General features: G+C 63.8%; 23 protein-coding genes and 1 pseudogene. 12 read left to right on the plus strand and 12 right to left on the minus strand.

Translation table 11 applies throughout. The annotated features are described in order from the left end of the window. The first annotated feature begins 40 nt into the window (after positions 1–40). Complete coding sequence (locus NKH17_RS15945; RefSeq protein WP_352900235.1) at positions 41–1,291, plus strand: flavin-containing monooxygenase; 1,251 nt, start codon at positions 41–43, stop codon at positions 1,289–1,291. A 145-nt stretch (positions 1,292–1,436) separates the two neighbouring features. Here the strand turns inward: NKH17_RS15945 and NKH17_RS15950 are convergent, their stop codons facing one another. The 4 genes from NKH17_RS15950 to rsmI all read right to left on the minus strand — a co-directional run bounded on the left by NKH17_RS15950 (position 1,437) and on the right by rsmI (position 4,217). Further along, the gene (locus NKH17_RS15950) at positions 1,437–1,673 is read right to left on the minus strand and encodes a metallothionein (RefSeq protein ID WP_254817997.1); all 237 of its coding nucleotides are present in this window, start codon (positions 1,671–1,673) and stop codon (positions 1,437–1,439) included. 83 nt (positions 1,674–1,756) lie between these two features. Continuing rightward, a complete protein-coding gene (locus NKH17_RS15955) occupies positions 1,757–2,728 on the minus strand; it encodes a complex I NDUFA9 subunit family protein (protein WP_352900233.1) in 972 nt (323 codons plus the stop codon). 192 nt (positions 2,729–2,920) lie between these two features. Further along, positions 2,921–3,298 (minus strand): YraN family protein, encoded by a 378-nt coding sequence (locus tag NKH17_RS15960; RefSeq protein WP_023678973.1) that lies wholly within the window; start codon positions 3,296–3,298, stop codon positions 2,921–2,923. Then, complete coding sequence (rsmI, locus tag NKH17_RS15965) at positions 3,291–4,217, minus strand: 16S rRNA (cytidine(1402)-2'-O)-methyltransferase (protein WP_352971367.1); 927 nt, start codon at positions 4,215–4,217, stop codon at positions 3,291–3,293. Before rsmI ends, NKH17_RS15960 begins: the two co-directional genes overlap by 8 nt. Before the next feature lie 176 nt (positions 4,218–4,393). On the opposite strand from rsmI, the gene NKH17_RS15970 reads away from it, so the two are divergent. Together NKH17_RS15970 and NKH17_RS15975 are read left to right on the plus strand one after the other, a co-directional pair. Then, the gene (locus NKH17_RS15970) at positions 4,394–4,579 is read left to right on the plus strand and encodes a hypothetical protein (RefSeq protein ID WP_352900228.1); all 186 of its coding nucleotides are present in this window, start codon (positions 4,394–4,396) and stop codon (positions 4,577–4,579) included. 7 nt (positions 4,580–4,586) lie between these two features. After that, on the plus strand, positions 4,587–4,772 hold the full coding sequence (locus NKH17_RS15975) for a hypothetical protein (protein WP_352971370.1): 186 nt from the start codon (positions 4,587–4,589) through the stop codon (positions 4,770–4,772). Positions 4,773–4,842: 70 nt separating this feature from the next. Here the strand turns inward: NKH17_RS15975 and NKH17_RS15980 are convergent. The 5 genes and pseudogenes from NKH17_RS15980 to rph all read right to left on the minus strand — a co-directional run bounded on the left by NKH17_RS15980 (position 4,843) and on the right by rph (position 8,165). Then, a pseudogene (locus NKH17_RS15980) lies at positions 4,843–5,164 on the minus strand (low molecular weight protein tyrosine phosphatase family protein). A 4-nt stretch (positions 5,165–5,168) separates the two neighbouring features. Then, positions 5,169–6,332: a radical SAM family heme chaperone HemW gene (hemW, locus tag NKH17_RS15985; protein WP_352900225.1), complete on the minus strand. Its 1,164-nt coding sequence runs from the start codon at positions 6,330–6,332 to the stop codon at positions 5,169–5,171. Then, positions 6,329–6,976, minus strand: a complete 648-nt coding sequence (gene rdgB, locus NKH17_RS15990; protein WP_352877550.1) for an RdgB/HAM1 family non-canonical purine NTP pyrophosphatase — start codon at positions 6,974–6,976, stop codon at positions 6,329–6,331. Before rdgB ends, hemW begins: the two co-directional genes overlap by 4 nt. 29 nt (positions 6,977–7,005) lie before the next feature. Then, on the minus strand, positions 7,006–7,416 hold the full coding sequence (locus NKH17_RS15995) for a VOC family protein (RefSeq protein ID WP_352900222.1): 411 nt from the start codon (positions 7,414–7,416) through the stop codon (positions 7,006–7,008). Positions 7,417–7,448: 32 nt separating this feature from the next. Then, on the minus strand, positions 7,449–8,165 hold the full coding sequence (rph, locus tag NKH17_RS16000; protein ID WP_352803037.1) for a ribonuclease PH: 717 nt from the start codon (positions 8,163–8,165) through the stop codon (positions 7,449–7,451). 145 nt (positions 8,166–8,310) lie between these two features. Here rph and hrcA point away from each other — a divergent pair, with 145 nt between their 5' ends. The 6 genes from hrcA (at position 8,311) to NKH17_RS16030 (ending at position 13,757) form a co-directional block, all read left to right on the plus strand. After that, on the plus strand, positions 8,311–9,423 hold the full coding sequence (gene hrcA, locus NKH17_RS16005) for a heat-inducible transcriptional repressor HrcA (protein WP_254818004.1): 1,113 nt from the start codon (positions 8,311–8,313) through the stop codon (positions 9,421–9,423). Between the two features lie 33 nt (positions 9,424–9,456). Then, complete coding sequence (locus NKH17_RS16010) at positions 9,457–9,654, plus strand: hypothetical protein (protein ID WP_254818005.1); 198 nt, start codon at positions 9,457–9,459, stop codon at positions 9,652–9,654. Between the two features lie 100 nt (positions 9,655–9,754). After that, entirely contained in the window at positions 9,755–11,110 is a 1,356-nt protein-coding gene (locus NKH17_RS16015) for a PQQ-dependent sugar dehydrogenase (protein ID WP_352802311.1), read from the plus strand. An 87-nt stretch (positions 11,111–11,197) separates the two neighbouring features. Continuing rightward, positions 11,198–11,815 carry a LysE family translocator gene (locus NKH17_RS16020; protein ID WP_352803045.1) on the plus strand — a complete coding sequence of 206 codons (618 nt, stop codon included), beginning with the start codon at positions 11,198–11,200 and terminating at the stop codon, positions 11,813–11,815. Positions 11,816–11,968: 153 nt separating this feature from the next. Continuing rightward, positions 11,969–12,949 carry a cysteine synthase A gene (gene cysK / locus NKH17_RS16025; protein WP_352803048.1) on the plus strand — a complete coding sequence of 327 codons (981 nt, stop codon included), beginning with the start codon at positions 11,969–11,971 and terminating at the stop codon, positions 12,947–12,949. A gap of 184 nt (positions 12,950–13,133) precedes the next feature. After that, complete coding sequence (locus tag NKH17_RS16030) at positions 13,134–13,757, plus strand: glutathione S-transferase family protein (protein WP_352900257.1); 624 nt, start codon at positions 13,134–13,136, stop codon at positions 13,755–13,757. 15 nt (positions 13,758–13,772) lie between these two features. On the opposite strand, the gene NKH17_RS16035 is transcribed toward NKH17_RS16030, so the two are convergent. After that, positions 13,773–15,029: an RNA polymerase sigma factor gene (locus NKH17_RS16035; RefSeq protein WP_352900216.1), complete on the minus strand. Its 1,257-nt coding sequence runs from the start codon at positions 15,027–15,029 to the stop codon at positions 13,773–13,775. Between the two features lie 7 nt (positions 15,030–15,036). Next, a complete protein-coding gene (locus NKH17_RS16040; protein WP_352648462.1) occupies positions 15,037–15,405 on the minus strand; it encodes a YciI family protein in 369 nt (122 codons plus the stop codon). Positions 15,406–15,642: 237 nt separating this feature from the next. On the opposite strand from NKH17_RS16040, the gene NKH17_RS16045 reads away from it, so the two are divergent. The 3 genes from NKH17_RS16045 (at position 15,643) to NKH17_RS16055 (ending at position 19,140) form a co-directional block, all read left to right on the plus strand. Continuing rightward, positions 15,643–16,602, plus strand: coding sequence for a TAXI family TRAP transporter solute-binding subunit (locus NKH17_RS16045; RefSeq protein WP_352900213.1), 960 nt, complete (start codon positions 15,643–15,645; stop codon positions 16,600–16,602). Between the two features lie 61 nt (positions 16,603–16,663). Then, positions 16,664–18,760: a TRAP transporter permease gene (locus NKH17_RS16050; protein ID WP_352900210.1), complete on the plus strand. Its 2,097-nt coding sequence runs from the start codon at positions 16,664–16,666 to the stop codon at positions 18,758–18,760. Then, positions 18,757–19,140 (plus strand): DUF1850 domain-containing protein, encoded by a 384-nt coding sequence (locus NKH17_RS16055; protein WP_352476825.1) that lies wholly within the window; start codon positions 18,757–18,759, stop codon positions 19,138–19,140. Before NKH17_RS16050 ends, NKH17_RS16055 begins: the two co-directional genes overlap by 4 nt. Here the strand turns inward: NKH17_RS16055 and NKH17_RS16060 are convergent. Beyond that, entirely contained in the window at positions 19,029–19,496 is a 468-nt protein-coding gene (locus NKH17_RS16060; RefSeq protein ID WP_352900206.1) for a DUF4166 domain-containing protein, read from the minus strand. The genes NKH17_RS16055 and NKH17_RS16060 overlap by 112 nt on opposite strands. Positions 19,497–19,499 lie beyond the last annotated feature (3 nt).

Genomic DNA, 19,499 nt, shown 5'->3' on the forward strand with positions numbered 1-19,499 from the left:
CCATACGATCTTGTGGACGTATGGTTGGCAGGGGGAATGCGTGAGCGAAGTTCTTGACGCCCTCGTTATTGGCGCCGGTCCGGCGGGTCTCGGCGTCAGCTACTTCTTGAAACGGCAGGGCCGCAACCACCGTGTACTCGATCGAGGCCGGATTGGCGAAACGTGGCGAACGCAGCGATGGAACTCGTTTCGACTGAACTCGCCGACCGTCCGCTCCATCTTACCCGGTGATTCCTACGACGGCCCCGAGCCCTGGGGCGCGATAACCCACCACGAGTTCGTCGCATACCTCGAAGGCTATGCCGAGCGGCACCGCTTGCCGGTAAGCACTCAAACTCCGGTGCAAGAGCTGACCAGAGACAATGGGATCTTTCGCATCACCACGGCGGACGGGGCATTTCTGGCGCGCAATGTGGTGATCGCCACCGGCTACCAGAATCGGCAGGTCCGGCCAGCAGGGTCGGCGGATTTGCCGACCGCAATTCGCCAAGTCGATTCCTCGGCCTATCGCAACCCGGCCGAGTTCGAGAGTGGCGCGGTGCTGGTGGTCGGCAGCGGCCAGTCGGGCGGCCAGATCGCCGAGGATCTGGCGTTGGCAGGACGTGTGGTCTTTTTGGCGACCAGCCGCAACGGCCGTTGGGTGCGGCGCTACCGCGGGGGCAACATACTCAAATGGCTGACGCTGTCCGGTTTTCTCGACGTTCCGCGCAAGGAACTCGTCCTCCCCTCCGGCAAGCTGCAGGCCCGCGCGCTGGTCGGCGCGACCCACACGATCAGCCTGCAATCGCTGAGCGCGCAGGGCGTGGTGCTGCTCGGCCGCTTCAGGGGTGTGGAGAACGGCAACCTCGTCTTCGGCGACGAGCTCGACGACCATATGCGATTTGCCGACGAAGTCTCCGCGAATGCCAAGCGCCTGGTTGACGAGTACATCGAGCGCGCCGGCCTCGATGCGCCACCGGCCGAGGACGATCCGGATGAGACGATTGAACCGCGCTTGCCCGATCCTCCGATCCGCTCCCTCGACTGGACGGCGAGCGGCATCAGATCGGTGATCTGGTGCACGGGCTTCACCGGCGATTTCTCATGGGTTCGGCTTCCCGGCGCGCTCGATGCAGCCGGCCAGCCCGTCCACGAGGATGGCGTCGGCGCTGTTCCAGGTCTGTTTTTCGCCGGCCTCGATTTCGGATCGACGCGGAAGTCGGGCACCATACCGGCCATTCCAGAGGAGGCGGCCGCCGTCGTGGAGCGACTTGTCCGAGCGCGAGGCGACTTGCCACGGAACGGCGTCTAAACGAGCCGTCGAACGCGGTTCTTGAACGTGCAAGAACCTGACAGCACTGGCGCGATCAAGACGACGTACGCTGCCTTTTGTCGAAGCGGACTGAGCCGGCACAGCCGTTCGGAATGGTCGACCTGAAGACGCCAAAGGAGGCGCGTCAAGGCGCACGATCGGTCAGCGCGCTCGCGCCTTCCTCCGCGGCGCAATGTGCGCAGCAGTAGATGATGTCATCCTGTTCGACGCCATGTCCGATGATCCGGCATCCGCAATGCGGACACGTCGGAGCAAGTTTCTGGACCGCGCATTCGAAGCTGTCGAATGTGTAGGTCTCGTCGGCCATCGTCACGTTGAAAGCCTTATCGTAGTCATTCCCGCATTGATCGCATCTGGCCATGGTTCTTTTCCTTCTTTCACTGGCTCCAAGCTCGACCAACCTGTCGCGCGGCGATAGGTTCCCGCCAGGATCAGGGGGCCGTCCTAAGGCGGCGACGAGCGCGAGCCTACGCCACGGCGCTGTTCGATCGCACGGATCACCTCGTCGATATCCCGCGGCTCGATGTCGAGTTCCTTAAGGCCAGGCGCGTCGATTGCTGCCACATTGTCCTGACGCATAAGATCGACCTGGTTGCGCGTTATGGGGGCAGCCGGGAGGAGTTCCGCGACGCCAGCCAAGGCGTTCCATACCGCAAACGGCACCGGCATCAGCTGGACGTGCGTACCGAGCTGTCGGGCGATCTCCCGAAGCAGTTCCTTATAGGTATAGATGCGCGGGCCACCGAATTCGAATATGGATGAACCCTTGTGGGTTCGCCCGTCGAGCAGCCGGCTCACTGCTTCTGCGACGTCTGCCACATGGACCGGCTGAAGCCGTGTGCCACCATCGCCGAACAGCGGATAGACCGGCAGGAGGCGTATCAGCCTCACAATGGTCGTCAGGAAAGTGTCGTCAGGTCCTGTCATGACGGCGGGACGCACAATGAAAGCGCCGGGAAATGCGCTTTCCACGGCACCTTCTCCGCGCCCACGCGCCCTTATGTAATTCGAATCCGATTGAGGATCGGAGCCGATCCCTGAAATCTGGACGAACTGGTCGATCGCGCGGTCGCGCGACGCGGCAGCGAGATCGGCCGCGGCTTTCACATGCACGCGTTCAAAGGTCTGGACGCCCTGCTCGACGTAAAGACTGACAGCATTCACGACCGCCTGCGATCCGGCAATGGCCGACCCGATCGAGGACGCATCCGTTATATCCGCGTCGACTGCTTCGGGCATCCTCGTAATCGAGGAAAAGACCAGGGCCACGCGAGCCGGATGGCGAGATGCGACGCGCACCGTGAAACCTCTTTCCAGGAGTCGCTTCACGATCCTGCGCCCGAGAAAGCCAGTTCCGCCGAACACGGTGACGATCCGTTCCGGGTTGAGATCGTCGGGATCCATTTGCCTCGCCATCCCTTTGTCCTCGCATAGCTGCCACGAGGACTGCCCTGGCCGGCACTTGAACCAGCCCGTCGAACATCAGGACGATTGAGGAACAACGCAGGAACGCTTTTGTTCCAGTCAGCGCTGGGCGGATGCTTGACAGATCGGCAAACCATGATCTGAACCGCAGGCGCAGCAAAACGGCCCCACTTCGAGAATGGCCTAGTTTCGCCCGTAAAACACATTCTCGACATGCACCGGCCAACGCCACGGCAGCACCGCCACCATGTCGAAGCGCACCGATAATTTTCCGTAGTCGGATTGGCGCGACAGCCAGAAATCGGCGGCGCCTTCGATGCGGTGCTCCGATTCGCGACCGACGGCTTCCATTGCCTCCATCAGCGTGCGGCGCGCCTTGACCTCGACGATCAGCACCAGATCGCCACGCCGCGCGATCAGGTCGATCTCGCCGAACCTGGTGCGGTGGCGGCGGGCAAGAATTCGGTAGCCTTTCAGCATCAGCGCCGCCGCCGCCAGCCATTCGCCGTGATGGCCGCGCCGGTAGGCCTTTTGCCGGCTGGCGCTTGGCCGTTCAGCCATCGCCGTCTCCGCCGGCCCCGTCTCTTCCAGCATTCTTGAGGTCGAGCAGCCGACGATAGAGCGTCTGCTTCTGGCCACCCGTCATCTTGGCGGCTTCCGCCGCTGCCTTGGAGGCCGGCATTTCGGCGGCGAGCGAAAGCAGCAGCCGGTCGATGTCTTCTGGCTCATCAGCGACCGCATCGGCCGGGCCGACGCAGATGACGATTTCACCCTTGGGCGTATCGGCTCCCGCATAATGGCCGGCGAGCGATTGCAGGGTGCCGGTCCGCATCTCCTCGAAAGTCTTGGTCAGCTCGCGGCCGATCGCCGCCTTGCGGGCACCGCCCAGCACCTCGACCATGGCACTGAGCGTCTCGGCCAGCCGGCGCGGCGATTCGAAGAAGATTAACGTTGCCGGCACCGCCTTCAGCGCTTCCAGCCGCGTCAGCCGCTGCCCGGTCTTCACCGGCAGGAAGCCGGCAAACAGAAACGCGTCCGAGGGCAGGCCGGATGCCGTCAAAGCGGCAAGTGCTGCTGATGGGCCGGGGATCGGCACGACACGAATGCCGCGCTCCAGCGCCTCACCGACGAGCCGGTAGCCGGGGTCGGAGATGAGCGGCGTGCCGGCATCCGAGATCAGCGCTGCGCTTTGGCCGGCCAGCCGCGCCGCGAGCAGCTTCGGTCCGGCCTCGCCGGCATTGTGCTCGTGGTAGGCTGTGGGGCGGCGGCGGATGCCGTAGCGGTCGAGCAGCACGCGGCTGACACGTGTATCCTCGCAAGCGACGATATCGGCGGCGGCGAGCGTTTCCAGCGCGCGCAGCGTGATATCGGCGAGATTGCCGATAGGCGTCGCCACCAGGTAGAGCGCCGGCTCGAGCGGCCGGGCGGCGATTTCGGTCTGCCCGACCACATAACTGCGTTTGGCCGATTCGCCGGTCACCTGCACAACTCCGTTCGACCCTGTTTGGCACGGCTCACGCTTGCTTGCAAAAGCCTGGGTTGCAAAGGCCCGGATTCCAAAAGGGATGCCGACGTGAACCAGCCGCCATGCCTTCGCCATAGTAGGGAACGAAACCGTTGCCGGCGAATTTTACACCTGATCTCGGGAGGAGCAGGATGAACAGCCTGACCATACAGGACGTTTTCGAACCCTACTATGCCGGCCGCAAACGCTTCGCCCCGCCATGCGACAAGAGCCTGCCTGCCGAAGCCGCAGATGGCAGGGCCAAGAAGCCGCTTGCACGTCAGAGATCGGCAGAGAGCAAGCAAGCAAACGAAACCGACAGCACGACGGAGCACTGACCGGACGATGCCCAATCGCTTCGACATTTTCATCACCCGCCTCGAAACAAAAAGCGCCCGCGATGGCGCAGCGTCACATTCCACAGACGACCGGCACCATGCCTCACGCGACAAAAGCGAGATCAAGCCGGCCCGTTCCGGAGAGACCAGCGAAAAAGATCGCGCCAAACACCGCCACAAGCACGAGGCTTGACCCCGCAAACCTTAGCGATCGGTCGAGACAGTTCTCGAAGCGCGGTTGCGAATGCTCCGCAATCTATCATTCAACCCAGATACTTCGAGACACGGGGCTCCAGCAGGCCCACCATAGCCGGTCCATGAATGCATAGTCGTCGGAATATCGAGGCAGATTACTCGAGCCTTTTTCAGGCTTGTCTTGAATTTCCGCTGCAGTTTGGCGCGGTGCGGTTTTTCCAACACGAAGATGATGTCGGCCCAGGCGACGAGTTCATGCGTCAACGGAATGTCGGCATCGTGATTAGTGCCGGCCGAAGCGACCTCGATGTCCCGCCGCTTGGAAAACACCTGCTCCGCCGTCGGGCTGCGCAAGCGATTCTGGCTGCAGATGAAGAGAACGCTCTTCAACGTGCTACCTTGCCAAATCCGCCACGACCGCATCGAGCACGATCATGCCGGCCGGCGTGGCGCGCAGGCGGGCATTGCCGATCGGCGCCACCAGGCCTTCGTCCTGCAGCACCGACAGCCGTGCCGTCGACAGGCCGCGCCCTGAAAATGCCTCGTAGCGGGAAAGGTCGATGCCTTCCGCCAGCCTCAGCCCCATCAGCAGGAACTCGTCGGCCTCTTCCGACCGCGTCAGGATTTCGCCGCCGGTAACGCCATGGCCCTTGGCCTCGACCAGATTGGCCCAGGTCTCCGGCATTTTCTCGGCGATCGTCACCACGCGGCGGCCATTTTCGACGAACCGGCCATGCGCGCCGGGACCGACGCCGACATATTCGCCATAACGCCAGTAGGTGAGATTGTGCCGGCTTTCGGCGCCGGGCCTGGCGTGGTTGGAAATTTCGTAGGCCGGCAGTCCGCGCGCGGCGGTGATCTCCTGGGTTAACGCGTAGAGATCGGCGGCAAGCTCATTGTCTGGAAGGATGAATTTCCTTGCCGCATGCAGTGCATGGAACGGCGTGCCTTCCTCGATGGTCAGCTGATAGAGCGACAGATGGTCTGCGGCGTGGCCGATCGCCTGCTCGAGCTCCGCCTGCCACGCTTCCGGCGTCTGACCGGGCCGCGCGTAGATCAGGTCGAACGACAGCCGTGGGAATATCTCGCGCGCCAGGCTGATCGCATGCAGGGCCTCAGCGACATTGTGCAAACGGCCGAGGAAGCGCAGATCCTTGTCGTTCAGCGCCTGCACGCCAAGCGACACCCGGTTGACGCCGGCCGCGCGATAGCCGCGAAAGCGCTCGGCCTCGACCGAGGAGGGATTGGCCTCCAGCGTCACCTCGATGCCATCAGGCATCGTCCAGTTCTTCGCCACTGCATCCAGCACCGCCGCCACGGTCTGCGGTTTCATCAGCGATGGCGTGCCGCCGCCAAGAAAGATACTGGTCACCTCGCGCGGTCCGGTGCGGCCGCGCATCGTCGCCAGCTCGGTCTCGAAGGCGCGGGCAAAACGCTCCTGGTCGACCGGCTGGTGGCGGACATGGCTGTTGAAGTCGCAATAGGGGCATTTGGCCGCGCAGAACGGCCAGTGGACGTAGACGCCGAAACCGGGGCTGCGGTCGAGCAGCATGGTCATGCGCCGGCCAATCGGGCTTGCGCGAATTTCTGGAAGGCACGGGCACGGTGCGACAATGCGGTTGGCTGGCCGGGCTTCCAGCCATGCTTTTCCTCCGCGCTCATCTCGCCGAAGGTCTTTTCGAACCCATCGGGCAAGAACACCGGATCGTAGCCGAAGCCGAGCTCGCCGCGCGGCGGCCATACCAGCGTGCCCTCGACCTCACCGCGAAAATATTCCGCCTGGCCATCAGGGAAGGCAAGGCAGATGACCGCGACAAAGCGGCCCTTGCGCTGGGCAGGCGTGATCGCGCCAACTTCTTGCAAGGCCACTTCCGTGCGCTGCATGGCCATGCCGAAGTCGCGGGAGCCGTCCGGCGTCTCGGCCCAGTTGGCGGTGTAGACGCCGGGTGCGCCGTCGAGCGCATCCACACACAGGCCGGAATCGTCCGACAGCGCCGGCAATCCAGTTGCCTTGGCGGCGGCCAAGGCCTTTATGAGGGCGTTCTGCTCGAAAGTGGTGCCAGTCTCGTCCGGCTCCGGCAAGCCGTATTCCTTTGCGGACTTCGCTTCTATGCCGAATGGCGCCATCAGATCGGTGAATTCGCGCAATTTGCCGGCATTGTGGCTTGCGACGACGATCTTATGCCCATCAAGCGAATGAATAGTTGGTGAATGAACAGGCGGCGAATGCATCAGATGCCCCAGATTCTTGGCTCGGCGAATTCGATCGAATTGCCTGAGGGGTCGCGAATATAGATCGAGCGGCCGCCTTGCGGCCACTCGAACTCGCTTTCGATGGCGATTTTCTTCGCCTCAAGATGCGCTTTCCAGCGTGAGATTTCATCCGCGCTTGCGGCGAAGCAAAGATGGCCCTCGCCGACCGTGCCATGCGGCGGGACGGGCAGCTTGGCGTCGGCCCGCGGCGGCACCTTGGTCGCCTCGGCATTGAAGATAAGCAGCACGCCGTCGCCGCAGCGGAAGAAGAGATGCCTGCCATCGACCTTACCGAGCAGATCGAGCCCGAGGACGCCCGAATAGAACCGTTCCGCGGCAGCAAGGTCCGTCACGTAGAGTGCTGATTCCAGGATTGCTGAAGGGGTCACAGGATCGCCAATCTCTCCAATATTGACCGCAGCTAAGCCACGGCCATCTGCTGCAAGCTGACCAGGCGCTGAATGCCTTTTTTGGCGAGCCCCATCAGCGCCGCGAACTGCTCTTCCGAGAACGGCTCGCCCTCGGCTGTGCCCTGGATCTCGACGATACCGCCCTTGCCGGTCATGACGAAATTGGCGTCGGTGCCGGCCGAGGAATCCTCGATATAGTCGAGATCGATGACCGGCTGGCCATCATGGATGCCGCAGGAGATCGCCGCGACGTGATCCTTAAGCACCTTGCCCAGGCTCGCCATCTGGCGGGCTTCCATCCAGCGCAGGCAGTCGTAGAGCGCCACCCAGCCGCCGGTGATCGAAGCGGTGCGCGTGCCGCCGTCGGCTTGGATCACGTCGCAGTCGACGGTGATCTGCTGCTCACCGAGCGCCTGCAGATCGACCACGGCGCGCAGGGAGCGGCCGATCAGCCGCTGGATCTCCAGCGTGCGGCCGCCTTGTTTGCCGGCCGAAGCCTCGCGGCGCATGCGCTCGCCGGTCGAACGCGGCAGCATGCCGTATTCCGCCGTCACCCAGCCCTTGCCGGAGTTGCGCATCCAGCCCGGCACCTTTTCCTCCAGGCTGGCCGTACACAGCACATGCGTGTCGCCGAACTTCACCAGGCACGAGCCTTCCGCATGCTTGGAGACGCTGCGCTCGAAGGAGATGGGGCGCATTTCGTCGAATTGGCGTTTGGAAGGGCGCATTCAGGCTTCTTTCTTTCTTCGGAATCTTGGCCGGGGAATCTTGGCCGGCTTGTAGCCGCACGGGGCGTGAGGCGCAAAGGAAAATGGACCGGTTGCGCCGACGCCGCGGAAGTCTATATCTTCGGACCGGAGGTTTTTGGCTCGAATGACCAAGGTAGTCGATCCCGGTTCGCAGTCGCCAGTGCTCTCGTCGCCGGCACTTCAACCGCCCGCGCTTCAATCGCTCGATATGCGTTCGCGCGACATCTTCCGGCGCATCGTCGATTCCTATTTGCGGGATGGCGAGCCGGTCGGTTCGCGCAGTCTGTCGCGCATCCTGCCGTCATCGCTGTCGCCGGCCACCATCCGCAACGTGATGAGCGACCTCGAGCATCTCGGCCTGATCTACGCGCCGCACATCTCGGCTGGCCGGCTGCCGACCCAGGCCGGCTTGCGCTTCTTCGTCGATGCATTCATGGAACTCGGCGACCTCTCCGACGAGGAGCGCCGCACCATCGAGGCGCAGGTGCGCGCCTCCGGCTCGGGCGCGACGCTGGAGCATATGCTGACCGAGGCCAGCCAGATGCTGTCCGGCATGTCGCGCGGCGCCGGCCTCGTGCTCGCCGCCAAAAATGAGGCGGCGCTGAAGCACATCGAATTCATCCAGCTCGAGCCGACCAAGGCGCTGGCCGTGCTGGTCTCGCAGAACGGCGACGTCGAAAATCGCGTCATCGATCTGCCCGCCGGCATCACCGTCTCGCAATTGCACGAAGCCTCCAACTTCCTCAACGCCCATATCCGCGGCCGCACCCTGGCCGAGGCCCGGGTCGAGATCGCCCGCATCAAGGAGGAGACCAGGGCAGCCCTCGACACGCTGTCGCAGGATCTGGTCGAGAAGGGCCTGGCGGTCTGGGCAGGCGCCGAAAGCGGGGTGCCTGGGCGGCTTATCGTGCGCGGCCGCGCCAATCTCCTGGAAAACGTCACCGCCCAGGCCGACATAGAATTGCTGCGGCATCTGTTCGAGGATCTGGAGACGCAGGATGGGCTGATCCAGCTCCTCGACCTCGCCGAGGAAGGCCCGGGGGTGCGCATATTCATCGGTTCGGAAAACAAGCTGTTTTCGCTGTCGGGCTCCTCGCTGGTGGTGGCACCCTATCGCGACAAGGACGCGCGCGTCGTCGGTGCGCTCGGCGTCATCGGGCCGACGCGGCTGAATTATGCGCGCATAGTACCGATGGTCGACTATACCGCGCAGCTGATTTCGCGCATGCTGCGCTAGGAGCCGCCGCGGCTTGCCGCAAGGAGAAAAAGAATGGCGCTGGAATCGTTCAAGGCCCAGATCAGCCTGCTGCTCGAGGAAATGGTCAATCAGCCTGAGGATCAGCACGAGGTGCAAGAGCAGTTGCGTGAGAAGCTGCAAGAGATGCGGGCCATGGGCCTGCCGCTGCCGGCCGATCTGGTCGCGCTGGAAAAGCGCCTCGACGACGATTTCTACGCCTCTGGCAACTGAACGGGGTTCGGCTTCAAATCCTCGTGTGCTGGACCACCGCTTGGAACGACCAATGCCGGATCCCGTTTGCCCTCTTCGAGGCAAACCTCGGAGGACGTTAATGATCCGATCTGGCGGCTTTGCGGCCGTTGCCGCTGCCCTCCTTGTCGCGACACCGGCAGCCGCCCAGCAGGCGGATCAAAAGGTGCTCAAAGGCGAAGCCGCTTTTGGCGATTGGCACGCCGACAGGCCTGGCGTCCGCCGCCTGATCGGGCCGCAAGACATGCCGGCAGCCGACCCCGCTCAATCCGCTTCGAACGGCGGCGGCGTGGCGGAACGGCCCGAAAGCGCCGAGCCAGAATTGCCGCCGGGCTTTTCGGCCGAAATGATCGCCTCCGGACTCTATAATCCGCGCGTCGTTCGCGTCGCTCCGAACGGCGACCTGTTCATCGCAAACGGCCATGCCGACCAAATACGCGTCTACCGTCTGGCCGAGGGCCGCGCCAAACCCATCGAGAAAGCGATTTTCGCCCAAGGCCTCAACTATCCATACGGCATCGCCTTCTATCCGCCAGGCGGCAAGCCGCAATGGGTCTATGTCGCAAACAGCGACAGCATCGTCCGCTTCCCCTATCGCGACGGTGACCTGAAGGCGTCCGGTAAACCAGAAACCATTGTCGCCAAAATCCCGTCGGGCGGTCACTCGACCCGCGACATCGCCTTCTCGCTTGACGGCAAAACGCTTTTTTTATCGGTTGGCTCGGACTCGAATGTCGCCGAGGACATGGACAAGCAGCCGGATGGCGGCCTTGACGCCTGGGCGAAATCAAAGCCGCTCGGGGCGGCCTGGGGCCCCGAGGAAGGCCGTGCCGATGTGCTCGCCTTTGACCCGGACGGGAAAAATCCCCGAACTGTCGCCACCGGCCTGCGCAACTGTACGGGCATGACGGTGCAGCCCGCCAGCGGCGCGTTGTGGTGCGTCGTCAACGAGCGCGACGAGCTCGGCGACAATGTGCCGTTCGAGTTTGCAACTGAAGTCAAGGACGGTGCGTTCTATGGTTGGCCTTGGTACTACATCGGCAACCACGAGGATCCGCGCCATCAGGGCGAGCGGCCAGACCTCGCCGGCAAGGCCACTGTCCCCGACGTGTTGATGCAGGCGCATTCGGCGCCAATGAACATAGCCTTCTACGACGGCAAGAACTTTCCGGCGGATTACCGGGGTGATGCTTTCGTCACCATGCATGGTTCGTGGAACCGTGGCGCCAGGACCGGCTACAAGGTGGTGAGGCTCAAATTCAGGGATGGCAAGCCGACCGGCGAGTATGAGGACTTCATGACCGGCTTCGTCATCTCGAACGACGCCGTCTGGGGCCGCCCGGTCGGTGTCGCCATGGCCAAGGACGGCTCCCTGATCGTCACCGAGGACGGTAACGGCACCATCTGGCGCGTTACCTACGAAGACGGCCGCTCCTGAGCGGCGGCGTCGCCTGCTGCGCTGGCGCAATAGAATTCGGCCGGAGGGAATTCACCCAACTTCAACATTGTGCGACAAGCGCGAACCATGACGCTCACCGGGTTCCTCGCCTATAGCGCCGCCCTCGGCATCGCCGCAGCCATCCCCGGCCCAGGCGTCACCGCGCTTGTTGCGCGTGCGCTGGGTTCCGGCTTCCGCTCGTCGCTGGCCATGTCGTTCGGGCTGATGCTCGGCGACCTGACCTATTTAACTGCCGTGGTGCTCGGCCTGGCTTTCGTCGCACAGACGTTCGGCGTGATCTTCCTGGCCATCAAATGGCTGGGCGTCGCCTACCTCGCTTTTCTTGGCTGGCGTTTCTGGACGAGCGGCATCACGCCCGAAACGGTAGAGGCGAAGAAAGGCAAAGGCGGCTTGGCATCCAGCTTTGTAGCCGGTCTCGCCGTCACACTCGGCAATCCGAAGACGATGATCTTCTATCTCGCCATCACCCCGACCATCGTCGATCTGAAGACGATCACACTGGCCGATTACGGCATCCTGGTCGCGCTCACTATCATCGTTCTGCTCGTGGTGCTGGTGCCCTATCTGGCGCTGGCGGCCAAGGCGCGCTGGTTCCTGAAGTCGCCGCGGGCGCTGAGGGCACTCAACCGCACCGCCGCCGGCTTCATGGTCGGTGCGGCGGCGGCAATTGCCGCCCGCCAGTAGATCTCTTCGCCAATCCGCCCAACGCCCTGCAAGGCGCCGGTATTCAGCACGAACGTCACTCGGATATTTTTCGAACGTGCCTATCTTGCGCGGTGGATGGCTCTATCCTATGCCCGCCCGGCTCTTGCCGCTTGACCTCTGGGAGGAAAACCAATGAACAAGCCCGCCACCCACACACACGTGCCCGGCCGCGGCCGCATCTACAATTCGATCACCGAGACGATCGGCGACACGCCGCTGGTGCGGCTGGATAAATTCGCCAGGGAGAAGGGCGTCGTCGCCAATCTGCTGGCCAAGCTCGAATTCTTCAACCCGATCGCCTCGGTCAAGGACCGCATCGGCGTCTCGATGATCGAGGCATTGGAGGCTTCGGGCAGGATTACACCCGGCAAGACCACGCTGATCGAGCCGACCTCGGGCAATACCGGCATCGCGCTCGCCTTTGCCGCCGCCGCCAAGGGCTACAAGCTGATCCTGACCATGCCGGAAACCATGTCCGTCGAACGCCGCAAGATGCTGGCACTGCTCGGTGCCGAGCTGGTGCTGACCGAAGGGCCGAAAGGCATGAAGGGCGCCATCGCCAAGGCCGACGAACTGGCGGCAACACTGCCCGACGCCGTCATTCCGCAGCAATTCGAAAACCCGGCCAATCCGGAAATCCATCGCCGCACCACGGCCGAGGAAATCTGGAACGACACCAATGGCGAAGTCGATATCTTCGTTGCCGGCATCGGGACCGGCGGCACCATCACCGGCGTCGGACAGGTGCTGAAGAAGCGCAAGCCCTCGGTGCATGTCGTCGCCGTCGAACCGGAAGCCTCGCCGGTGCTGTCGGGCGGCCAGCCAGGCCCGCACAAGATCCAGGGCATTGGCGCCGGCTTCGCGCCAAAAATCCTCGATACGACGATCTACGACGAGATCGTCAAGGTTTCGAACGAGGATTCGGTTGCCAATGCACGGCTCGTCGCTCGGCTCGAAGGTGTGCCGGTCGGCATTTCGTCGGGTGCCGCCCTGCAAGCGGCGATCGTCGTCGGCTCGCGGCCCGAAAACAAGGGCAAGACCCTCGTCGTCGTCATCCCCTCCTTCGCCGAGCGCTATCTCTCGACTATCCTGTTCGAGGGATTGGGGACTTAGAGTCTGGACACGAGAGTTTTTGACCGGTTCGTAGCGATCCTTCGCGCTGCCCCTCCGGCATCAAACGTTCTGTATCGACGCTTCGGCGTGGACCGCTGAAAAACCACCTGTGGCGGGCGTCGTTCGCTTGAGCGGCGGGTCACTTCCGTATCAAATCGTCGCTGCCCGGCAGGTGGAGGACTTTATGTACAAGCTCTATACGCGTGCCAATACCGGCGGCTTTGTCGTTGAGGCGGCGCTTGCATTGGCGGGCGTACCTTTCGCCCAGGTCGACGTTCCGAAGGGCCGCCTCGATCAGGCCTTTCTTGATATCAGCCCCTTGAACCAGGTGCCGGTGCTGATCTTGCCGGACGGACGCTCGATGACCGAATCCGCGGCGATCTGCATCCTGCTGGCCGAGCGCCACCCGGAAGCAGGACTGGCGCCCGCGGCAAGTTCGCCTGACCGTGCGGATTTCCTGCGCTGGATGTTTTTCATGTCCTCCGTCATTTATCCAGCCAACCTGCGGTTCTTCTACGCGCATCGCTACACGGCCGACGCCGGCGGCGTGGACGCCCTCAAACAGGCGGCGGTCTCGGAAATGGATCGCAGCTTCGCCATTCTCGATGCCGCCCTCGACGGCCGCGACTGGCTGGCCGGCGACCAACTCTCGCTGGCCGACATCTATCTCGTCATGTTGGTGGCCTGGCATCCGGTGGTCGCGAAGGTTCCAACCGCTTGGCCGAACATCGAACGCTTGTGGGCCAATTTGCGGGAACATCGGGTGATAAAGAGGCTGAATGCTTCTCACGACATGTGGCCGGCCTGAGCACTCCGCCTTGTCTCAGTGTCTTTCCGCGGGGCCGAGCGCGGCCCGTCGTTCCTGCAGGAACCGGCGCACGGCCGGATCGCGTTCGAGGCCGATGGCCCGGTCATAGGCCTCGCTCGCTTGCGGAACTTTGCCGAGTCTGGCCAGCAGGCCCGCGCGGGCGGCCCAGTAAGGTTGATAGTCATGCAGCCGCTTATCGCCGCTGAGTTGATCAAGGGCGCCCAATCCTGCCGAACCACCTTCGGCCTCGGCAATGGCCACCGCACGGTTGATCGAAACCACCGGTGAGCCGGCAATCACTGACAGCGCGTCATAGAGCTCCTTGATCGCGACCCAGTCGGTGCCGCCGGTCAGCCGCCTTGTCGCATGGGCGGACTGCACGGCGGCCTCGAGCTGGTAGCGGCCGACAACGCCCTTGGCCGCAGCGCGCCCGAGCAGCGTCTCCGCTTCATCGATCAGTGTATCGTCCCACAGTGCAAGATCTTGCTCGGCCAGCGGCACATAATCGCCCGCCGCATTGCGCCGCGCCGCGCGCCGCGCTTCGGCGAACAGCATCAGCGCCAAAAGGCCGAGCGCCTCCGGCTCGTCCGGCATCAGCGTGGCCATCAGACGGCCGAGCCAGATGGCTTCTGTCGCGAGGTTGCGGCGCCGCGTTTCGGTGCCGGCCGGGTCGGACCAGCCTTCGGCAAACGCCGCGTAGATTGCTTCCAGAACGGTGCCCAGCCGCTCGCCGAGTTCGGCCCGCTCCGGCACGCGGAACGGAATGCCTGTCTCGCGAATTCGCGTCTTGGCGCGCACCAGGCGCTGGCTCATCGTGGCTGGCGAGACAAGGAAAGCCGAGGCGATCGTCGCTGCGTCGAAGCCCAGGACCGTCTGCAGGATCAGCGGCGCACGGACGCCGCCCTCGATCGCCGGATGGGCGCAGGCAAACATCAGCCGGAGCCGCTCGTCCGGCAGGTCTTCGTCGACCATGCGTGCCTCCATCTCCTCGGCGATCAGCCTAAGGTGGTCGCGGGCCGCCTCGCTTGTCAGTCGCCGTCTGACCGCGTCGACGCGGCGCTTGCGTGCCACCACCAGCAGCCAGGCGTCCGGCTTGTCGGGCACGCCCGCCTGTGGCCAACGCTCGAGCGCCGCTGCAAAGGCATCTGCCAAGGCGTCCTCGGCAGCGGCCACGTCGCGTGTGCGCGCGGCGAGATACGCGACCAGCTTGCCGTAGCTTTGCCGGGCGGCCGCTTCCGCCGCCGCCCGCGCGATCTCCGGACGACTGTCCATCACACGGTCACTTCTGGGATGGGTACTCGGTCATTTCCCAGATCGGCCGCACCTCGATCGTGCCGGTGCTGGCACCCGGGCAGCGAGCCGCCCAGGCAATTGCTGCGTCGGCGTCCTCAGCCTCGATCATGTAGAAGCCGGCGAGCTGCTCCTTGGTGTCGGCATAGGGACCGTCGAGCACATTGGTCTTGCCGTTGGCCATCCGCACCGTGGTGGCGGTCTGGGTCGGCTTCAACCGGTCGCCGGCCAGCCACGCTCCGGATTTCTTCAACGCCTCGGTATAGGCTCCATAGGCTGCACTGATTTCGTAGGTCTTCTCCGTCGGCGCGGCCGCCATCGCGGCTTCGTTCGCATAGATCAAAAGCATGTATCGCATGGTCTTCTCCCGTTTTTCTCGAAGGCCGCTCCGTTGCGGGCCGAACGTATGTCGCGCGGCCTCGCCCGATTTCGACAGGCGCTGCAAAAATCTTTCGGCTCCCATGGCATTTCACGCAAGCTCAACCGTTGGTCTAATGGCGACAATTGCGGGTTGGCATTTCCCGTCCGCTCTCTAAACTCGTCCCGGATCGCGCTGACGAGGAGAGTGCGGCAGATACTTCAGGGAGGAAACCGAATGCTCAATTTCAGGACGAAGTTCGTTGCCGCCGGCGCCATAGCGCTGTCGCTTGGCCTTGGCGCGGTATCGGTCAAGGCACAGGAATTCATCAACGTGCTGACCGGCGGCACGTCGGGCGTCTACTATCCGCTCGGCGTGGCGCTGTCGGAAATCTACGGCAAGGGCATCGAAGGCGCGCGCACCCAGGTGCAGGCGACGAAAGCGTCGGTCGAAAACCTCAACCTGCTGCAGCAGGGCAAGGGCGAGATCGCCTTTGCGCTCGGCGATTCCGTCAAGCTGGCCGCCGAAGGCAACACCGAAGCAGGCTTCCCAGGCAAGCTCGACAAGCTGCGCGGCATTGCGGCCATCTATCCCAATTATATCCAGATCGTCGCCAGCAAGGAATCCGGCATCAAGACGCTCGCCGATCTCAAGGGCAAGAGCCTTTCGGTCGGCGCGCCGGCCTCAGGCACCGAGCTCAACGCCCGCACCATTTTCGCCGCTGCCGGGCTGAAATACGAAGACCTCGGGCGGATCGAATATCTGCCCTTTGCCGAATCCGTAGAGTTGATCAAGAACCGCCAGCTCGACGCCACGCTGCAGTCGGCGGGCCTTGGGGTCGCATCGATCCGTGACCTCGCCACCTCGGTGCCAGTAAACATCGTTGCCGTGCCGGCGGAGGACGTCGTCAAGATCGGCTCGCCCTATCTTTCCGTGGTCATCCCCAAGGGCACCTATGAGGGGCAGACCGAGGATGTCGCGACCGCCGCCGTCGGCAATTTTCTGATCACCAGCGCCGATGTCCCTGACGAGACCGCCTACCAGATGACCAAATTGCTGTTCGAGCATCTCGACCAGCTCATCGCTGCCCACGCCGCCGCCAAGGCGATCGACCCCGCCAAGGCGCTCGACGGCATGCCGGTGCCGCTGCATCCAGGCGCCGAGAGGTATTACAAGGAAAAGGGATTGGTGAAGTAAGGAGCCTCGCCTCGCTCGGCACCCTCCCTCGGGGAGGGGCGCCCCGCCAGGAACCCCGCCAATGACCGCAACCCCGACCGTTCTTTCCCCCACAGCGGAAGCTCCTGTCGAAGGATTGCCGCCGGGCTTCGGCGAAGGCATCGCCGGCAAGGCGGCTTTTTTTATCGCCATCGCCTTCTCCATCTTCCAGATCTACATCGCCGCCTATGGCAGCCTGCCGAGCCAGGTCGTACGCGCCATGCATGTCGGCTTCCTGCTGCTGCTCGGCTTTGCCCTAATCGCCAATCTGCGCGCCAAAGGCGTCCCGGCGAAAGCAGTGTTCTGGACGCTCGGCGTGCTCGGCTTCGCCACCGGTCTGTACAATTGGGTGTTCTATGCCGACCTCATCCGCCGCTCCGGCTTTCTCACCACGCCTGACCTGATCGTCGGCGCGGTGCTGGTCGTGCTGGTCTTCGAGGCGGCGCGGCGATTGATGGGGCTGCCGCTCGCCGTCATTGCCCTCATCTTTCTCGCCTACGCATTTGTCGGCAATCATCTGCCGCCGCCTTTCATCCATCGCGGCTATGATTTCGCCCAGCTCGTCGACACCTTCGCCTATGGCACCGAAGGCATCTACGGCACGCCGATCTATGTTTCGGCCGCCTACATCTTCATCTTCGTCGTCTTCGCCGCCTTTCTTGAGCGCGCCGGCATGATCGCGCTGTTCAACGATTTTGCGCTTGGCCTGGTCGGCTCATGGCGCGGAGGTCCGGCACAGGTCTGTGTGCTGTCCTCGGCGCTGATGGGCACCATTTCCGGCTCCGGCGTCGCCAATGTGGTGGCCAGCGGCCAGTTCACCATCCCGCTGATGAAGCGCTTCGGTTTCCGCTCGGCTTTCGCCGGCGCCGTCGAGGCGACCTCGTCGATGGGCGGCCAGATCATGCCGCCGGTGATGGGAGCGGTTGCCTTTATCATGGCCGAGACCCTGAACATCCCCTATGCCGCGGTGGTCAAGGCGGCGATCATCCCGGCGCTGCTCTATTTCGGCGCCTGTTTCTGGCAGGTGCACCTGGAGGCAGGCAAGGCCGGCCTGCACGGCATGGCCAAGGCCGACCTGCCCAATCCGTGGGATGCGGTGAGACAGCACTGGCCGCTGGTACTGCCGCTCGCAGCACTGATCTACCTGCTGTTTGCCGGCTACACACCGGTGTTCGCCGGCACCATGGGCCTCGCGTTGACCATCGTGCTCATCCTCGGCACGCCGCTGGCAGCATCGATCGGGCCGCTCGCCTTCCGCATCGTCTTCTGGCTGGCACTCGGGCTTGCCGCGGCTTCCTTCATGAAATTCGGCGTCGACATCCTCAGCCTGGTCATCACCGTGCTGGTCGTCGCCTGCCTCACGTTCAAGGGCGGGCGCGAGACGCTGCGCATATGCATCGATTCCCTTGCGGAGGGAGCAAAGAACGCGCTGCCGGTCGGCATTGCCTGCGCCATCGTCGGCATCGTCATCGGCACGTTGACGCTTACCGGCATCGCTTCGACCTTCATCGGCTGGATCATCTCGATCGGCGAGAACAATCTGTTCCTGTCGCTGCTTTTGACCATGCTCACCTGTCTGGTGCTTGGCATGGGCATACCGACCATTCCCAATTACATCATCACTTCGTCGCTGGCCGGGCCGGCGCTGCTGTCGCTCGGCGTGCCGTTGGTGGTCAGCCACATGTTCGTTTTCTATTTCGGCATCATGGCCGATCTCACCCCGCCTGTGGCGCTGGCCGCCTTCGCCGCCGCACCGATGGCCAAGGAAAGCGGCCTCAAGATCGGCATCCAGGCCACTAAGCTTGCCATTGCCGGCTTCGTTGTGCCGTTCATGGCGGTCTATACCCCGGCGCTGATGCTGCAGAACCCCGGTCCGATCGCCGCCCAGTTCGGCTATCCCGTCGAGGTCGCCTATATCGTCATCAAAGCCTGCATGGGCATAGTCCTGTGGGGCGCCGCTGCCGTCGGATTTCTGGCCCGGCGCATGGCCTGGTGGGAACGCCTCGTCGCCTTCGCCGCCGGCGTGCTGCTGGTTGCGGCGCTGCCGCTTACCGACGAGGCGGGCTGGGCGCTGTCCCTTGCCTGGATCGGCTGGCACTGCTGGCGTGCGCGGCAGGCTTCGCTGGCCAACTCGGCATGAGCCTCTGCATCGCCGCGGCCGGCAAGACGGTGACGCTCGCGGTCGCTGCCTTCACGCTCTCCTGGGTGCATTCGGTGGAGAAGACCCAGTGGCAGGAAGACTGGAAGGTGCTGCCGTCCGGCCTGCAGCTGGTCGAGGCCCGCATCAAGGGATCGGGCGCCGGGATGGAGCCGCCGCAAGGCTCGGTGCTGAGAAACGGCTGGTGGGTCTATGCGCCCAAGGTCGGGCCACAGCGGCGCCTCGTGCTCGCCGCGTCGGGCGCCACGGGTCAGGGTTGGACGCTGTGCACGGCGCAGGACTGCCGCGAACTGGCTAAGCTGGCAGGCGACACGATCTCGCTGGAGCCGTGCGGGCCGGAGGGCTCCAGCCAGCCGCGGTAGCAGGCGATCATGCCGGCAAGTGGATGCGAGATCTCGACGTGGAAGCGGAAGCGGCCATCCTCCACCGTTTCGTAGGAAGTCGAGCGTGGACCGAGCCACATCGGCAGCGGCAGGCCAAAAAAGCTCCAGCGGCGCAAGACCAGCGCCAGCCGGCCGTCCTCCGCAACCAGCGCCATCGCGAAGGTCAGCGGGCCGAAGCGTTCGCACAGCAGGCGCTGCGATCGACCCCGGCCTGCGAACTGTAGGCTCGAAAAACTGTGCTTGCCGAATGTCCGCGTCCAGGTCTCGCCGTCCTTCTCGGTGTCGAAGCGGACATGAACCGGGATGTCCTCGCTTGCCGCGGGGAAGCCGACCATCAC

Origin of the sequence: Mesorhizobium sp. M1334 (assembly GCF_040317995.1) — a bacterium.
In the GTDB taxonomy this organism is placed as follows: domain Bacteria; phylum Pseudomonadota; class Alphaproteobacteria; order Rhizobiales; family Rhizobiaceae; genus Mesorhizobium.

What these genes read in the sequence shown, in the direction of transcription:
- NKH17_RS15950 (WP_254817997.1), bottom strand. Translation starts at nt 1,673, where the DNA reads ATGGCCAGATGCGATCAATGCGGGAATGACTACGATAAGGCTTTCAAC.
- NKH17_RS15955 (WP_352900233.1), bottom strand. Translation starts at nt 2,728, where the DNA reads ATGGCGAGGCAAATGGATCCCGACGATCTCAACCCGGAACGGATCGTC.
- NKH17_RS15960 (WP_023678973.1), bottom strand. Translation starts at nt 3,298, where the DNA reads ATGGCTGAACGGCCAAGCGCCAGCCGGCAAAAGGCCTACCGGCGCGGC.
- NKH17_RS15970 (WP_352900228.1), top strand. Translation starts at nt 4,394, where the DNA reads ATGAACAGCCTGACCATACAGGACGTTTTCGAACCCTACTATGCCGGC.
- NKH17_RS15975 (WP_352971370.1), top strand. Translation starts at nt 4,587, where the DNA reads ATGCCCAATCGCTTCGACATTTTCATCACCCGCCTCGAAACAAAAAGC.
- hemW (WP_352900225.1), bottom strand. Translation starts at nt 6,332, where the DNA reads ATGACCATGCTGCTCGACCGCAGCCCCGGTTTCGGCGTCTACGTCCAC.
- rph (WP_352803037.1), bottom strand. Translation starts at nt 8,165, where the DNA reads ATGCGCCCTTCCAAACGCCAATTCGACGAAATGCGCCCCATCTCCTTC.
- hrcA (WP_254818004.1), top strand. Translation starts at nt 8,311, where the DNA reads ATGACCAAGGTAGTCGATCCCGGTTCGCAGTCGCCAGTGCTCTCGTCG.
- NKH17_RS16010 (WP_254818005.1), top strand. Translation starts at nt 9,457, where the DNA reads ATGGCGCTGGAATCGTTCAAGGCCCAGATCAGCCTGCTGCTCGAGGAA.
- NKH17_RS16015 (WP_352802311.1), top strand. Translation starts at nt 9,755, where the DNA reads ATGATCCGATCTGGCGGCTTTGCGGCCGTTGCCGCTGCCCTCCTTGTC.
- NKH17_RS16020 (WP_352803045.1), top strand. Translation starts at nt 11,198, where the DNA reads ATGACGCTCACCGGGTTCCTCGCCTATAGCGCCGCCCTCGGCATCGCC.
- cysK (WP_352803048.1), top strand. Translation starts at nt 11,969, where the DNA reads ATGAACAAGCCCGCCACCCACACACACGTGCCCGGCCGCGGCCGCATC.
- NKH17_RS16030 (WP_352900257.1), top strand. Translation starts at nt 13,134, where the DNA reads ATGTACAAGCTCTATACGCGTGCCAATACCGGCGGCTTTGTCGTTGAG.
- NKH17_RS16035 (WP_352900216.1), bottom strand. Translation starts at nt 15,029, where the DNA reads ATGGACAGTCGTCCGGAGATCGCGCGGGCGGCGGCGGAAGCGGCCGCC.
- NKH17_RS16040 (WP_352648462.1), bottom strand. Translation starts at nt 15,405, where the DNA reads ATGCGATACATGCTTTTGATCTATGCGAACGAAGCCGCGATGGCGGCC.
- NKH17_RS16045 (WP_352900213.1), top strand. Translation starts at nt 15,643, where the DNA reads ATGCTCAATTTCAGGACGAAGTTCGTTGCCGCCGGCGCCATAGCGCTG.
- NKH17_RS16050 (WP_352900210.1), top strand. Translation starts at nt 16,664, where the DNA reads ATGACCGCAACCCCGACCGTTCTTTCCCCCACAGCGGAAGCTCCTGTC.
- NKH17_RS16055 (WP_352476825.1), top strand. Translation starts at nt 18,757, where the DNA reads ATGAGCCTCTGCATCGCCGCGGCCGGCAAGACGGTGACGCTCGCGGTC.
- NKH17_RS16060 (WP_352900206.1), bottom strand. Translation starts at nt 19,496, where the DNA reads ATGGTCGGCTTCCCCGCGGCAAGCGAGGACATCCCGGTTCATGTCCGC.